The organism is Azospirillum melinis (genome assembly GCF_013340935.1).
Classification (GTDB): Bacteria; Pseudomonadota; Alphaproteobacteria; order Azospirillales; family Azospirillaceae; genus Azospirillum; species Azospirillum melinis.
The window spans coordinates 1-12,548 of record NZ_WHOS01000052.1; the positions used below are offsets into that span (position 1 = coordinate 1).

A 12,548-nucleotide genomic window follows, 5' to 3' on the forward strand; every position below is an offset into this window, starting at 1 on the left:
CATATCACGTAGTGTGGTCTGTTAGAGCAGCCCATACCACACCAGTGTGCGTGTCGCGCCGCCATCGCCGTGCTCGATTTTGTTTTTTATGTACTTCAGCCGCGGCCCCGGCACTCCCACCCCTCTCTTTCCGTGGGAAGCGTCAGTTGTATATAAGAATGGGGTTCAGCGCTTCAACGACCTCGGCGACACCGATCGTGCCAACCTCCGGCGCCACAGCCGCAACAACCGCCTCCACCGCCCCATCTCCCGGTGCCTCCGGTTTCACCCCCGGAACCGGCGGCCCGCCGACATCGACGATCAGGGTCCGCCGCTCCATGAAGCTCGCCACCCGCGCCCCGCAGGGCACCGTCGCGGTCAGGCTGCGCCCTCCATCAGCCGTGACGAAGTCCGACAGCCGGCGGGAGAAGCTGTCGCGCAAACTCGCCAGCGGCCAGCGCAGCGGATCGGGCACACTGATGCGCAGGACGCAGCCGTCGACGACCGCGACCGGCTCCACCCCCTTCGGCACCGACAGCACCAGCCGCGAATAATCGCCATGGTCGCCCAGCTGCGCCCGGACGGCAGCCTGTGCCGGCCCCGGCGCCGCCATCAGGGCGAGAACCAGCGTCGAACCAAGCGTCAATGCGGTATCCGGGCGCCGTTTCATCACAGTCGTCTCGCATTTTATCGAAATGATCGCCAAACCCGAACCAGGACAGGCAAGGCATCGGCCGAACCGGCTCAGGTTGAAACCCGGCTTTAAACTGCCTCGTCCAGATTAAGGCGGAGTTCAAAACCGGAGTGTTCGGCGATGGAGAACCAGCTTTACATTGGACTGTCGCGCCAGATGGCGCTGCGGCGGCAGCTGGACGTCGTCGCCAACAACGTCGCCAACATGAATACCGTCGGTTTCCGTGGCGAACGCACCCTGTTCGAAGCGGCGATGGAGGCCGGCGGGCGCAAGCCGACCGACCGCATCGCCTTCACCATCGACCGCTCCACCTACACCGACCTGCGGGCCGGCGCCTTCACCGAGACCGGCAACCCCTATGACGTGGCGCTGGACGGCGACGGCTTCCTGTCGGTGCAGACGCCGGACGGCGTGCGCTACACCCGCGATGGCCGGCTGCGCCGCGATGCCGACGGCACGCTGGTCGGCCCCAACGGATATGCCGTGCTGGACGACGGCCGCCGGCCCATCGTCATCCCGTCCGATGCGTCCAGGATCACCATCGGGTCCGACGGGCTGCTGTCGGCCGACGGCGCCGTGGTCTCCCGCATCGCCGTCTCGCGCTTCGACAACCCGCAGGCGCTGAAGCAGACCGGCGACCTGCTGTTCGAACCGGCCGACGGCATGGAGGCGCGCCCCGCCCCCGACACCCGGCTGGTGGAGGGCAAGGTCGAGCGGTCCAACGTGCAGGGCATCGTCGAGATCGGCCGCATGATGGACCTGACCCGTGACTATCAGGCGGTGACCAAGATGGTGGACGACGGGCAGGACCTGCTGCGCTCCGCCATCAACCGCCTCGGCAAATCCTCGTAAAATCCCCACAGGGAGAGTCCGTCCATGCGCGTGCTCAGCATCGCGTCCACCGGGATGATGGCCCAGCAGATGAACGTCGAGGTCATCTCGAACAACATCGCCAACATCAACACCACCGCCTTCAAGCGCTCGCGCGCCGAATTCCAGGACCTGATGTATCAGGCGGAAAAGCGCCAGGGCAGCCAGTCGACCGACAGCGGCACCATCGTGCCGACCGGCGTCGAGGTGGGGCTGGGCGTGCGGCCGACCTCGGTCAACCGCATCAACACCACCGGCAACCTGACCTCCACCGGCAACGAGCTGGATCTGGCGATCGAGGGGCGCGGCTATTTCAACGTGACCCAGCCCGGCGGCGAGACCGTCTACACCCGCGCCGGCAGCTTCAAGCTGTCGCCGGAGGGCACCATCGTCACCGCCGACGGCTTCACCGTCGCCCCCGGCATCACCGTGCCGCAGGGCACGCGCGAGGTGGTGATCAACCGCTCCGGTGAGGTGCTGGCCTATGTCGACGGCAAGGCCCAGCCGGTCAACCAGGGCCAGCTGGCGATGACGGTGTTCGTCAACGACAGCGGGCTGGAGGCGCTGGGCGACAATCTGTTCCGCGCCACCCCGGCGTCGGGCGAACCGCAGGAGGGGCTGGCGGGGCAGGCCGGTTTCGGCACCATCCGCCAGAAATACCTGGAATCCTCCAACGTCAACGTCGTGCAGGAGATCACCGAGCTGATCTCCGCCCAGCGTGCCTACGAGATGAACGCCAAGGTGATCGAGGCCGGCGACCAGATGGCCTCCACCATGACCAACATGCGGTGACGATTGTGCAGCATCCCCTCCGCCGGCGGCTCTCCGTTCTCCTGCTCGGGACCATGCTGGCGCTTCCCCTTCCGGCTGCTGCCGGTCCTGTCGAGACGCGGCTGGCGGAGGAGCTTCTGGCCTCCCTCGGTCCCTCGGTGCCGCCGGACGCCCAGGTGGCGCTGACACTCGGCCGCCCCTTCGACGGGCCGGTGGATGCCGTGCGCGACATCGGGCTCGACCCCCGCACCGGCATCTTCCAGGCCCGCATCCTCAGCAACGGCCACCCGGTCGAGCTGAGCGGCCGGGCCGACGTGGAGGTGACGATGCCGGTCCCGGTCCGCCGCATCCGGCCGGGCGAGGTGATCGAGGCGTCGGACCTGACCACCGTCCGCCTGTCGCTGGACCGTGCCGGGGCCGGCTTCATCGCCACCGCCGACGCGCTGGTCGGCCAGTCGCCGCGCCGGCAGCTCTCCGCCGGGCGGCTGGTCCAGGTCGGTTCGGTCGGCGCCCCCATCGTCGTCCAGCGCAACCGGCCGGTGACGCTGGTCTACGAGGACGGCGCGCTGCTGCTGGCCGCCCGCGGGCGGGCATTGCAGGAGGGCGGCGTCGGCGACAGCGTCCGCGTCATGAACATCGCCAGCAGCACCGTCGTCACCGGCACCGTCACCGGGGCCGAGACCGTCTCGGTCAGCGGCCCGCGGGTTCCGCAAGCAGCAAGGCCCTGAGATATCCGATGAAGGGAGCTTCCGTCATGCGCACCGCGCTCGTCCCCATCCTTCTGCTGTCGCTTGGCGCCGGCGGCTGCGCGCGGCTGGCCGACATCGGCAGCGCTCCCACCCTGTCGGAGATCTCCAACCCGGCGATGCAGCCGGAAGCCCGCGTCATCTCCCTGCCGATGCCGCAGCCGTCGACGGCCGAGCAGATCCCGAGTTCGTTGTGGCGGACCGGATCGCGCGACTTCTTCCGCGATCCCCGCGCCAAGGCGGTCGGCGACCTGCTGACCGTCGTCATCGACATCTCCGACCAGGCGCAGCTGCGCAACAGCACCCAGCGCGGGCGCACCAACAACGAGAAGGCCGGGCTGCCCAACTTCTTCGGGCTGGAGAGCCGCCTTCCCGCCATCCTGCCCGACGCGGTCGATCCGTCCAGCCTGGTCGATCTCGACAGTTCCAGCACGTCGAGCGGCAACGGCACCATCCAGCGCAACGAGCGCATCGCCATGCGCGTCGCCGGCGTGGTGACCCAGGTGCTGCCCAACGGCAACTTCGTCATCGCCGGCCGGCAGGAGGTCCGGGTGAACTACGAACTGCGCGAGATGCGCATCGCCGGCGTGATCCGCCCCGAGGACATCAGCAACGCCAACACCATCGAATACGACAAGATCGCCGAGGCGCGCATCACCTATGGCGGCCGCGGCCAGATCACCGACGTGCAGCAGCCGCGCTACGGCCAGCAGGTGCTGGACGTGATTCTGCCCTTCTGATGCCGTTGGCCCTTCTGATGATCCGGCCTGTTCGGGAGCCCGCGCCATGAAAGCCGTCCTGCTGTTCGCCGTGGCCGCGGCGCTCGCCTTCGCCGGCGGCTATGGCTTCGGCCGGTTCGAGGCCCCGCAGGGCGCCGGCCCCACCCCCGCCGCTCCCGCCGAAACCGTCGCTGGCGGCCCCTATTACGTGGAGGCCGGCCAGCTGGTGGTGCCGATGCTGGAGCGTGGGCGGACCATCGCCTTCATCCTGACCCAGGTGACGCTGGAAGCCGGCAGCGCCGACGACGCCCTGCTGGTCCGCCGCCGCCTGCCGCATGCCCGCAGTGCCATGCTGGAGGCCCTGTTCGACCTCGCCGGCCATGGCCGCTTCAACGGCCCGGCGGTCGATCCGCAGGGCGTCGCCACCGCGCTGCTGGCCGGCGCCAACGGCTCCTTCGTCCGGGAAAGCGGCCAGCCCGTTCGTGCGGTGCTGATCGACCGCCTGCTGCGCCAGGACAACACGCGGCTGTGATGAGCTTGAGATGCTCCCTCTCCCGGGGCGGGAGAGGGCACGTATCCTCACGACGCCGACAGCACCGCGCTCGAATCCACCGTGGCGCCGTTCTTCAGTACGAACTTGCTGGCGCCGTCGACGCTGCGCACCTCGGCCACTGTGTCGGTCACGACAGTGGCGCTGTTCAGCGCCTTGCCGTCCTTGTCCTTCGCCGTCACCCGCAGCGTATAGACCCCGTCCGGCGCGGTGCCGCCGCTGGCGGTCTTGCCGGTCCAGTCGAAGACCTGCCGGCCGGTCTTCAGCGAGCCGGGCGTGCTGTAGACGACGCTCCCGCTGCTGTTCAGCACCTCCAGCTTCACGGAAGCCGGCGTGCCGTCGACGGTGTAGGCGGCCTCCGCCTTGCCGCCGGACAGCGACAGCTGGTCGGACGCCACCTCCACCTTGCGGCCGAGCAGGGCCATGTCCATGCGCATGCCGCTGCTCTTCAGCGTGTCCAGCACCTTGCCCAGCGTGTCGTTGGAGCGCATCGACTGCTCCACCGTGGAGAGCTGCGCCAGCTGGGTCATGAACTGGGTGGCGTCCATCGGCGCCAGCGGGTCCTGGTTGCGCAGCTGCGCGGTCAGCAGCTTCAGGAAGGATTCGTAATCGACGGTGGCCTTCTTGGGCTCTTCCGTGGCGGCCGTCTTGGTGGCGCCCGTCTTGGTGGCGGTCGTCGTCGGGCCGGTGCTGGGCGTGGTGGTCATTGGGGAGGTCTTTCCTGTTCAGACGGTGACGTCGACCAGCCCGTCGATCGGGCGCATCGGTCGGTCGGCAACGGGTTCGGGAACAGCCTCGGCCTGCACGCGCCAGCCGCCGGAACTGCTGCCCCGGTCGGGAGCGGCGAAGCCGCGCGACTGGCCGTCGCCCTGCAACGAGAACTGAAGGTTGGAACTGTCGAGCGACAGGCCGGCATCGCCGAGCGCGCGTTCCAGCTGCGTCAGGTCGCGCCGCAGCAAAGCCAGCGTGTCGGCCTGTTCAGCCTGGACGGTCAGCGAGACCTTGCCGTCGCTGACGTCGGCGACGACGCGGATGCGGCCAAGCTCGGCCGGGGCGAGGTCGATGTGGAATTCCCCGCCGCCGGACTCGGCCACGCGGACCAGCGGCGCCGCCAACTGCGCCATCGCCGGGCTGTGGACGGTGGCGGCCCGGCCGGACGCGGCGGCGGCGGCGTACTGCGTCGCTGCCTGGGCCGGCAGTGTCGGCACCGCTTCGAGCCCGGTGTTCGCAGCATCGCTGCCGCCCGTGGTTGGGGAGGTGGTCAAGGGCAGGGCGGTGTCCCGGCCAGTCGGAACGGGGGCGGCATCGGGCGCAGCCTGACCGGGCCTGGATGTCGCGGAGACTGTGGCCGGCTGGCCGGCATTGCCGGCAGCGGTATTCTGACGACCGCCGCGCACGCCACGGACGGCGGTGCGGGGATCGGTGCTTTCGTCGCGCCTGCTCTCTCGACCGTCCGGGGAGGGCGTTGCCTCCGCGGCTGTGCCGGGTGTCGCGGATGTTGCGGCCGGCAGGGTGGCCTGTACGGTCTGGAGCGGCGCCGGAACCTCCGCCGTCTGCCCGGCGCTGCCCTGTGCCGCCCTGTCGGCCGGCGCCGTCGGCTCCGGTCCGCTCTTCCCGGCCGGTCCAGCCGGTGCGGACGGTTCCGGCGTCGGCTGCGGAATGGCTGCCGGTGCGGTCGTCGATGCGGGCGCCGCAGCCTGCTCGGCAGGGTGCTTGCCGATACCGGCGGGTTGTCCGGCCTTGGGCATGGCGGAGTCCGGCCCTGCTTCGGGGGCTGCCGCAGTCGGAGTTGGCGGGACGGCGGGGACCCCGTTGGACGGCGGAACGATGGCCACCATCCAGGGCATCAGCGGGGCGTCGGCGCCGCCGGCCTCGACCACCGCCTTGATGATCGCGCCCTGTGCGGCGACGGGATCGTCCGGCCGCGGGTCCTTGCGTTTGCGCAAGCGGTCGGGGCGGGCAGCGTCGTCGGGGTCCTCGTCGGCGGCCTCGTCCACCAGACCGGCGAAATCCTCGTCGCGCGCATCGTCGCCGGCCGAACCGCCGCGCTGGGCAGGGGCGGACGTCGGAGCCGGGCGCGACGGAGCCGCGACGGCATCGGGCATGCTGGTCATGGCGCTCAATTCGTCAGGGTGGGGCGCGGCACGGCGGTGACGGGGACTGCGGCCCCGACGACCGCGGGAGCGGCCTTGCGGTCGCCGGGCAGGGCGCGGCGTTGCAGGATCAGCCGCGTCACCTCGCGCGCCTTGGCGTCGGCCATCTCGGCCAGGATCGGCGCGGCACGCCGTTCGGAAATGCGGTCCAGCACATCGACGACCATGTCGGTTTCCATGTCGGTCAGGATGCGGGCGGCGTCGCGCGGCTTCATCGCCTCGTAGATCGCCACCATCCGCTTCAGATCCTCCTGCGCCAGGGTGGAGCGCTGGGTCATCAGCGCCTCAACCTCGCGCTTCACCCCGTTCAGCCGCTGGATCTGCGTGCCGACCCGCGCCTCGGTCGCGGCGAGCACCGCCTCGGCCTCGCGCAGGCGGTTCTGCCGGCCGGACGTGTCGGCCTTCTGCTCGTCGATGGCGGCGCGCAGCAGCGGATCGGTGCAGTTCGGCGGCGCCAGCGCCACCGGCGGCGGGACCTCGGCGACCGGCGTGGACACCGGCGGCGGCACCGGGGCGGGCGCCGTCTCCGCCGTCGCCTTGCCGTCGTTCGCCTTCAGGTCGGTTGCCCAGGGCCGTTCATGGGCGCCGAACTCGCGGTCGAACTGCTGGGCGATGACCGGGAAGCCGTCGACCAGGGCGCCGAGCTTCAGCGGCAGCACCATCAGCACGGCGACCAGGGTGATGGGCAGGATGCGCGGGATCATGCCGACGCCTCCGACCCGACGGTGCGCAGCCGCGCATAGAAGGCGCTGGCCGCCGCCTTCGCCGGGCCGGCGGACCCGGAAGCAGGGGCTGCGGCTGAGGTTGGCGCGGCGGCTTCGACAGGCTGGCCGGCCACCGCGCGCAGCGCCGTTTCGAGCGCCTGGAACTCGCCCTTGTCCACCTCCGCCGCTTTCAACGCCGCCAGCAGCGGGGAAGCCGGCGCGGCCTCCGCGTCCTTGGCCACGCTCCTGGCCTCATCACCCTCGTCCGGTCGCGTCCGGTTGCGGGCGGCGCGCGCAGAGCTTGCCATCGCGCCCTCGTCCAGGCGGCGCAGCAGGGCACGGGCATGCTGGACCGACTCCTCCATGCGCGCGGTGGTGCGCTCGCAGGAGCCCAGGATCAGCGCCATGTCCTCCTTCATGCCCTTGGCGCGGTCGAGATCGTCGGACAACCGGGCGGCGATCTCCGTCGCCGACGCCACCATGCGCTTCATCGAGGCGTCGGTGTCGTCGATCGACTTGGAGAAGGTCGACACCAGGGCGTTGATCTCGGACTGGCCGGTGCGCAGCAGCTTCAGCCGCTTGTTGACGATGACCAGATAGGCGGTCGCCGTGACCAGCATCACCGCCAGGGCCGCGTCAATGAGAAAGGAGACCATCGATCAGCTCCTGCTTGGTGTCGAGATCGGTGTCGATCTTCACCGCGATGTTGTCGTTGCGCTGTCCCATGTGGCCGGCGAACAGCGGGATGGTCTTGCTGAAGACCAGGACGGTGGAATCGGGGCTGATGCGCAGCTTCAGCGACTGGCCCTTCTGCCAGGCCAGCACCTCGCCCAGCGGCACCTTGGTCTCCGCCAGAACGGCGACCAGCTCCAGCTTGGAGCGCATCAGCTCGTTCTTCAGGTGGCTTTCCCACACCGTGTCATGGCCGAACTTCTCGCCCATGAACATCTGCACCAGCTTGCCGCGGACCGGCTCCAGCGTGGCGTAGGGGATGACGATATCGATGTGGCCGGTGCGGCGCTCCACCTCCACGGCGATGCGCACGCGGATGATGGCGTTGGTGGCCCGCGTGATGGTGGCGAACTGCGGGTTCACCTCCAGCCGGTCGAAGACGAAATCGACCTGGGCCAGCGGGTCGAAGGACTGCCCCAGATCCTGGAGCACCACCTTCATCATCCGCTCGGTCATCTTGCGTTCGATGGAGGTGTAGGCCCGCCCGTCGATCCGCCCCGGCCTGGACCGCCGCCCGCCCAGCAGCACGTCCATCATGCAGTAGATCAGCGCGCTGTCGATCGACACCAGCATCTGGTTGTCCCACGGCTCGGCGCGGGCGACGCCGATCAGGGCGGGCAGCTCGATGGCGTCCTGGAAGTCGGTGTAGCGCAGCCATTCGATCTTCGACAGCGACGCCTCGACGTTGGTCGAGGCGAACTGGCGCAGCGAGGTGTTCAGCATCCGCACCATGCGGTCGAACACCACGTCCAGCATCGGCAGCCGGTCCTTGTTGACCGTGGTCGAGCTGACCAGCCGCTGGATGGCGCTCATCTCCGGCCCGCCGCCTTCCGGGGTACCGAAATTCAGCAGCCGGTCGATCTCCTCCTGGCTCAGCGTCTTCGTCTCGCCGGCCAGCGCCTCCCGCATCGCCTCCGCCATCGCTGCGGCTTCTTCGGCCGGGGGCGGGGCGGGGGCGGCGGTCTGCTGGGCCGCGGCCAGCTCCCACGCGGCGTCGGACCAGTCGGCATCCTCCCCGGCGGCGAGGGTGGATGTGGGCATGGATGTGGAAGGCGGAGCGGGGGTGTCGGTCGTCATCCGGTGCCTCTGGAGGTCGCTATTGCGTGAGCAGGCTGCGCAGCAGAACGTCGGTGACGACGTCGCGCCGGCCGGCGGGGTCGGACAGGATCAGGTTGAAGCGGCGCTTGATCTCGCTGCGCAGGCGATGCAGCCCGGCCGACCCCTCGAGGTCGTCCTGGTCCAGATTGCGCAGGAACTCCTGCAGGCTGTCGGTCAGCTGCGGCATCGCCTGTTCCAGCGCCTGCCGGTCGCGGTGGGCGACAGCCAGGGACAGGCCGATCTTCAGGAAGCGGGACGGCGTGTCGCGGCGCAGGTTGACGACCAGTTCCGGCATGTCGATCACGGCATCGGCCGGCGCCGTCTCCGCCGACCGGGTCCACAGCCGCTCGACCGCCTGCGGGCCGGCAGCCAGCCAGTAGCCGCCGAGCCCGGCCGCCGCCACCGCGCCCAGCGCCGCAATGCCGGCGAGCAGCCGGGCGACCGGCAAGGCCACCACCAGGATCCGTCCCGAGCCGCGCAGCCGGTCGAGCACCTCGTCCCGTGCCGCTCCCGTCCCTGTCTTCGCCATGCCGAACCGTGTAATCATCGCTCCATCCCGCCGGACATTGCCGAAAATTTTAATCAACCGAGCATTCTTTAAAGTTTTAGCGGCTTTGTCTTTGGCGACATCCCCGTTTTTTACTCCGCTTAAAAGTCGCGTCGTTAGCGTGACGGGGTGCGCAGGGCGAAGACTAGGCCCGCCGATTTTCAGAAACTTTAAAGGTGCGGGGAACCGTGGACAGTCTGATCGACACGTTGCGGTCGTTGGGGCGCGGTCGGCTGCTCGTGCTGGCGGGGACCGGCCTCGGCATCGTCCTGGCCGTCGCCGGCATGGCGCTGCTGCTGTCGCAGCCGCACATGACCGCCCTCTACAGCGGGCTGGAACCGGCGGAGGCCGGCCGCATTGCCAAGGCGGTGCAGGAGATGGGCGTGCCGGTGAATGCCGGCTTCGACGGCACGACGATCAGCGTGCCGCAGGCCGACGTTTCCCGCGTCCGCATGGCGCTGGCGGAGAAGGGCCTGCCCGCGCATGGCGGTGTCGGTTACGAGCTGTTCGACACCGACAAGCCGCTCGGCATCACCAGCTTCATGCAGCGCATCAACCGCCTGCGCGCCATGGAAGGCGAACTCGGCCGCACCATCGAGACGCTGTCCGGCGTGGAGGCGGCCCGCGTCCACATCGTCCTGCCGGAGCGCGAGGAGTTCTCGCGCAGCGCGCCGAAGCCGACCGCGTCGGTGGTGGTGCGCATGCGCGGCCGGGGGTCGATGGACCGCAAGCAGGCCCTGTCGATCCGCCATCTCGTCTCCGCCGCCGTGCCCAATCTGAAGCCCAGCGCCGTGACGGTGATGGACTCCTCCGGCGAGCTTCTGCTGACCGAGGATGACGGGCCGGGGCTGGCGTCGGCGCGCACCGACGGGCTGCGGGTCGCGGCGGAAACCCGCGTCGCCCGCGCGGTGGAGCAGATGCTGACCGCCCGGCTCGGCGCCGGCAACGTCCGCGTCCAGGTCGCCGCCGAGGTGGAGACCAAGCGCGAGGTGGTGCGCAGCCAGACCTTCGACCCCAACAGCCAGGTGATCCGCTCCACCCAGTCCGTGCAGGAGCAGGAGCGCAGCCAGGATAGCAACGGCGAACCCCCGGTCACCGCCGAACAGAACCTGCCGCAGCGCGACGTACGCGCCCAGTCGCAGGGGCCGCAATCCTCCAACGACACCAAGCGGCAGGAGGAGACGGTCAATTACGAGATCTCCAACGTCAGCCGCGAAACGGTGATCGAGCCGGGCGATGTCCGCCGCCTCAGCGTCGCCGTGCTGGTCAACGGCACCTGGAAGACCGCTTCCGACGGCACCCGCCAGTACGAGCCGCGCACGGCGGAAGAGCTTCAGCGCCTGGGCGAGCTGGTCCGCTCGGCCATGGGCTTCAGCGAGGCGCGCGGCGACCGGGTGACGGTGGACAATCTGGAATTCGTCGATCTGGCCCCCGACCTCGCGCCGCGCCCGCTGGGCGACGAGATCGCCGAGACGCTGACCCGCAACGTCATGACGCTGATCCAGTGGGTGATCCTGCTGGTGCTCTCCGCCCTGGTGATCCTGGTCGGGCTGCGTCCGCTGATCCGCCGCGTCTTCCCGGCGCCGGAACCGGTGGTGGCGGAGGCCGCCGCCCCGGCGCTGGCGGCTCCGGCCGGCGGCGCCATGCCGCAGCTGACCGGCCCCGCTGCTACCGCTGCGGCCGGTGCGGCGCTGGCCGACGGCGGGGAGGCGGAGGCCGCGCTGGCTGCCGCGCCGATGGCGCCGCAACTCGGCATCGAGGAGACGATGGACCAGCTGATCGAGCTGCGCACGGTGGAGGGCCGCGTCCGCGCCTCCTCCATCCGCCGGCTGGGCGAACTGGTCGACCAGTACCCGGACGAGGCCATCGATATCCTGCGCTCCTGGCTCTATGAGGAGGTGGCGTGATGGCCGCCTATCCGCGCTACCGCTTCGACCACAGCTTCGGTGCACCCGCCGCGGTGGCGGAACCGGACGAGGCGGAGGCCGTCGACCCGCTCGACCTGCCGACCCTGTCCGAGCGCGACCATCGCGCGGCGCTGGACGAAACCCGCCGGACCGCCCTGGCCGAGGGGCTTGCCCAGGGCCGGCGCGACGGCGAACTGGCCGCGGCCCGCCGGATCGAGGCGGAGCTGTCCGCCACCCTCGACCGGCTGGCACAGCGGATGGCGGCGCTCGACGCCGACCACGCCGCTCTGATGGAGCGGCTGGAGGCCCAGGGCGCCTTCGTTCTGCTGGCGCTGGTCCGCCGGATGGCGCCGCGCCTGCTCCATGAGGTCGCCCGCGCCGAGGTGGAGCGGCTGGCCGTCGATGCCCTGCGCGCCGCCGGGCAGGCCCCCCGTCTGACCCTGCGCCTGCACCCATCGCTCTGCCGCCCGCTGGAAGAGCGGCTGGCCGGGCAGGGCGTCTTCCAGGGCCGCCTCGACATCCAGGGCGACCCGGCGCTGGCCGTCGGCGCCCTTGAGGCGAACTGGGGCGCCGGCTCCGTCAGCCGCGATCCTGCCGTTTTCGAGGCCGCCGTCGCCGACCTCACCGACCGCGCCGTCGCCGCCCTGGCGCCGGCACTGTCCTCCGACATGCCCCAACCGATGTGAAGCGAGACTCCTCATGCCTCCCTTGAACCTCGACATTCTCGACGACGATCCCAAGCAGGCGGAGAAGGCCCCCGAAAAGGCCGGCGACAAGGCTTACGACGGGCCGATGAACGCCATCTACAACGTGCCGGTGGACGTGCAGGTCGTGCTGGGCCGCACCAGCATGCTGGTGGCGCAACTGCTGAAGCTCGGCCGTGGCGCCGTGCTGGAGCTGGAGCGCAAGGTGGACGAACCGGTCGAGGTGCTGGTCAACCACCGTCTGGTCGCGCGCGGCGAGGTGGTGATCGTCGAGGACCAGCGCCTCGGCGTGACGCTGACCGAGATCGTGCGGACCGAGCTGGAGATCGACTGAGGGAAATCCCTGAAACGCCCTCTCCCGGGGCGGGAAAGGG

15 protein-coding genes are annotated in these 12,548 nt (G+C 70.1%); 8 read left to right on the forward strand and 7 right to left on the reverse strand.

Features of this window, described 5'->3' with window-relative positions; all coding sequences use genetic code 11:
- Positions 1–142: 142 nt before the first annotated feature.
- Entirely contained in the window at positions 143–649 is a 507-nt protein-coding gene (locus GBZ48_RS27465; protein WP_246307499.1) for a hypothetical protein, read from the reverse strand.
- A 144-nt stretch (positions 650–793) separates the two neighbouring features.
- Here GBZ48_RS27465 and flgF point away from each other — a divergent pair, with 144 nt between their 5' ends.
- From flgF to GBZ48_RS27490, 5 genes are read left to right on the forward strand one after another with little or no spacing between them, the layout of a single operon-like run.
- Positions 794–1,525 carry a flagellar basal-body rod protein FlgF gene (flgF, locus tag GBZ48_RS27470; RefSeq protein ID WP_109050683.1) on the forward strand — a complete coding sequence of 244 codons (732 nt, stop codon included), beginning with the start codon at positions 794–796 and terminating at the stop codon, positions 1,523–1,525.
- 24 nt (positions 1,526–1,549) lie between these two features.
- Positions 1,550–2,335 (forward strand): flagellar basal-body rod protein FlgG, encoded by a 786-nt coding sequence (gene flgG / locus GBZ48_RS27475; protein WP_109050682.1) that lies wholly within the window; start codon positions 1,550–1,552, stop codon positions 2,333–2,335.
- A 5-nt stretch (positions 2,336–2,340) separates the two neighbouring features.
- Positions 2,341–3,042, forward strand: coding sequence for a flagellar basal body P-ring formation chaperone FlgA (flgA, locus tag GBZ48_RS27480; RefSeq protein ID WP_343049696.1), 702 nt, complete (start codon positions 2,341–2,343; stop codon positions 3,040–3,042).
- A 26-nt stretch (positions 3,043–3,068) separates the two neighbouring features.
- Positions 3,069–3,800 (forward strand): flagellar basal body L-ring protein FlgH, encoded by a 732-nt coding sequence (flgH, locus tag GBZ48_RS27485; RefSeq protein WP_174473944.1) that lies wholly within the window; start codon positions 3,069–3,071, stop codon positions 3,798–3,800.
- A 46-nt stretch (positions 3,801–3,846) separates the two neighbouring features.
- A complete protein-coding gene (locus GBZ48_RS27490) occupies positions 3,847–4,311 on the forward strand; it encodes a hypothetical protein (protein ID WP_174473945.1) in 465 nt (154 codons plus the stop codon).
- Between the two features lie 47 nt (positions 4,312–4,358).
- Here the strand turns inward: GBZ48_RS27490 and GBZ48_RS27495 are convergent, their stop codons facing one another.
- The 6 genes from GBZ48_RS27495 to GBZ48_RS27520 are packed head-to-tail and all read right to left on the reverse strand — an operon-like array spanning position 4,359 to position 9,563.
- Positions 4,359–5,036, reverse strand: a complete 678-nt coding sequence (locus tag GBZ48_RS27495; protein ID WP_174473946.1) for a flagellar hook assembly protein FlgD — start codon at positions 5,034–5,036, stop codon at positions 4,359–4,361.
- A gap of 18 nt (positions 5,037–5,054) precedes the next feature.
- The gene (locus tag GBZ48_RS27500; RefSeq protein ID WP_174473947.1) at positions 5,055–6,443 is read right to left on the reverse strand and encodes a flagellar hook-length control protein FliK; all 1,389 of its coding nucleotides are present in this window, start codon (positions 6,441–6,443) and stop codon (positions 5,055–5,057) included.
- 5 nt (positions 6,444–6,448) lie between these two features.
- On the reverse strand, positions 6,449–7,186 hold the full coding sequence (locus tag GBZ48_RS27505; protein WP_174473948.1) for a MotE family protein: 738 nt from the start codon (positions 7,184–7,186) through the stop codon (positions 6,449–6,451).
- Positions 7,183–7,842: a DUF6468 domain-containing protein gene (locus GBZ48_RS27510; RefSeq protein ID WP_174473949.1), complete on the reverse strand. Its 660-nt coding sequence runs from the start codon at positions 7,840–7,842 to the stop codon at positions 7,183–7,185. Before GBZ48_RS27510 ends, GBZ48_RS27505 begins: the two co-directional genes overlap by 4 nt.
- Positions 7,823–8,995 carry a flagellar motor switch protein FliM gene (gene fliM, locus GBZ48_RS27515; protein ID WP_246307500.1) on the reverse strand — a complete coding sequence of 391 codons (1,173 nt, stop codon included), beginning with the start codon at positions 8,993–8,995 and terminating at the stop codon, positions 7,823–7,825. The genes GBZ48_RS27510 and fliM overlap by 20 nt, the downstream gene beginning before the upstream one ends.
- A gap of 19 nt (positions 8,996–9,014) precedes the next feature.
- Positions 9,015–9,563, reverse strand: coding sequence for a flagellar basal body-associated FliL family protein (locus GBZ48_RS27520; RefSeq protein ID WP_211105915.1), 549 nt, complete (start codon positions 9,561–9,563; stop codon positions 9,015–9,017).
- Between the two features lie 188 nt (positions 9,564–9,751).
- On the opposite strand from GBZ48_RS27520, the gene fliF reads away from it, so the two are divergent.
- Genes fliF through fliN form a run of 3 tightly spaced genes read left to right on the forward strand, consistent with a single transcriptional unit; the run spans position 9,752 to position 12,508 of the window.
- Positions 9,752–11,470, forward strand: coding sequence for a flagellar basal-body MS-ring/collar protein FliF (fliF, locus tag GBZ48_RS27525; protein WP_343049697.1), 1,719 nt, complete (start codon positions 9,752–9,754; stop codon positions 11,468–11,470).
- Positions 11,470–12,156: a FliH/SctL family protein gene (locus GBZ48_RS27530; RefSeq protein ID WP_174473951.1), complete on the forward strand. Its 687-nt coding sequence runs from the start codon at positions 11,470–11,472 to the stop codon at positions 12,154–12,156. The genes fliF and GBZ48_RS27530 overlap by 1 nt, the downstream gene beginning before the upstream one ends.
- A 13-nt stretch (positions 12,157–12,169) precedes the next feature.
- Complete coding sequence (gene fliN / locus GBZ48_RS27535) at positions 12,170–12,508, forward strand: flagellar motor switch protein FliN (RefSeq protein ID WP_098735505.1); 339 nt, start codon at positions 12,170–12,172, stop codon at positions 12,506–12,508.
- Positions 12,509–12,548: the final 40 nt, after the last annotated feature.

Coding starts and splice junctions, on each gene's coding strand:
- GBZ48_RS27465 (WP_246307499.1), bottom strand. CDS start 649: ATGAAACGGCGCCCGGATACCGCATTGACGCTTGGTTCGACGCTGGTT.
- flgF (WP_109050683.1), top strand. CDS start 794: ATGGAGAACCAGCTTTACATTGGACTGTCGCGCCAGATGGCGCTGCGG.
- flgG (WP_109050682.1), top strand. CDS start 1,550: ATGCGCGTGCTCAGCATCGCGTCCACCGGGATGATGGCCCAGCAGATG.
- flgH (WP_174473944.1), top strand. CDS start 3,069: ATGCGCACCGCGCTCGTCCCCATCCTTCTGCTGTCGCTTGGCGCCGGC.
- GBZ48_RS27490 (WP_174473945.1), top strand. CDS start 3,847: ATGAAAGCCGTCCTGCTGTTCGCCGTGGCCGCGGCGCTCGCCTTCGCC.
- GBZ48_RS27495 (WP_174473946.1), bottom strand. CDS start 5,036: ATGACCACCACGCCCAGCACCGGCCCGACGACGACCGCCACCAAGACG.
- GBZ48_RS27500 (WP_174473947.1), bottom strand. CDS start 6,443: ATGACCAGCATGCCCGATGCCGTCGCGGCTCCGTCGCGCCCGGCTCCG.
- GBZ48_RS27505 (WP_174473948.1), bottom strand. CDS start 7,186: ATGATCCCGCGCATCCTGCCCATCACCCTGGTCGCCGTGCTGATGGTG.
- GBZ48_RS27510 (WP_174473949.1), bottom strand. CDS start 7,842: ATGGTCTCCTTTCTCATTGACGCGGCCCTGGCGGTGATGCTGGTCACG.
- fliM (WP_246307500.1), bottom strand. CDS start 8,995: ATGACGACCGACACCCCCGCTCCGCCTTCCACATCCATGCCCACATCC.
- GBZ48_RS27520 (WP_211105915.1), bottom strand. CDS start 9,563: ATGATTACACGGTTCGGCATGGCGAAGACAGGGACGGGAGCGGCACGG.
- GBZ48_RS27530 (WP_174473951.1), top strand. CDS start 11,470: ATGGCCGCCTATCCGCGCTACCGCTTCGACCACAGCTTCGGTGCACCC.
- fliN (WP_098735505.1), top strand. CDS start 12,170: ATGCCTCCCTTGAACCTCGACATTCTCGACGACGATCCCAAGCAGGCG.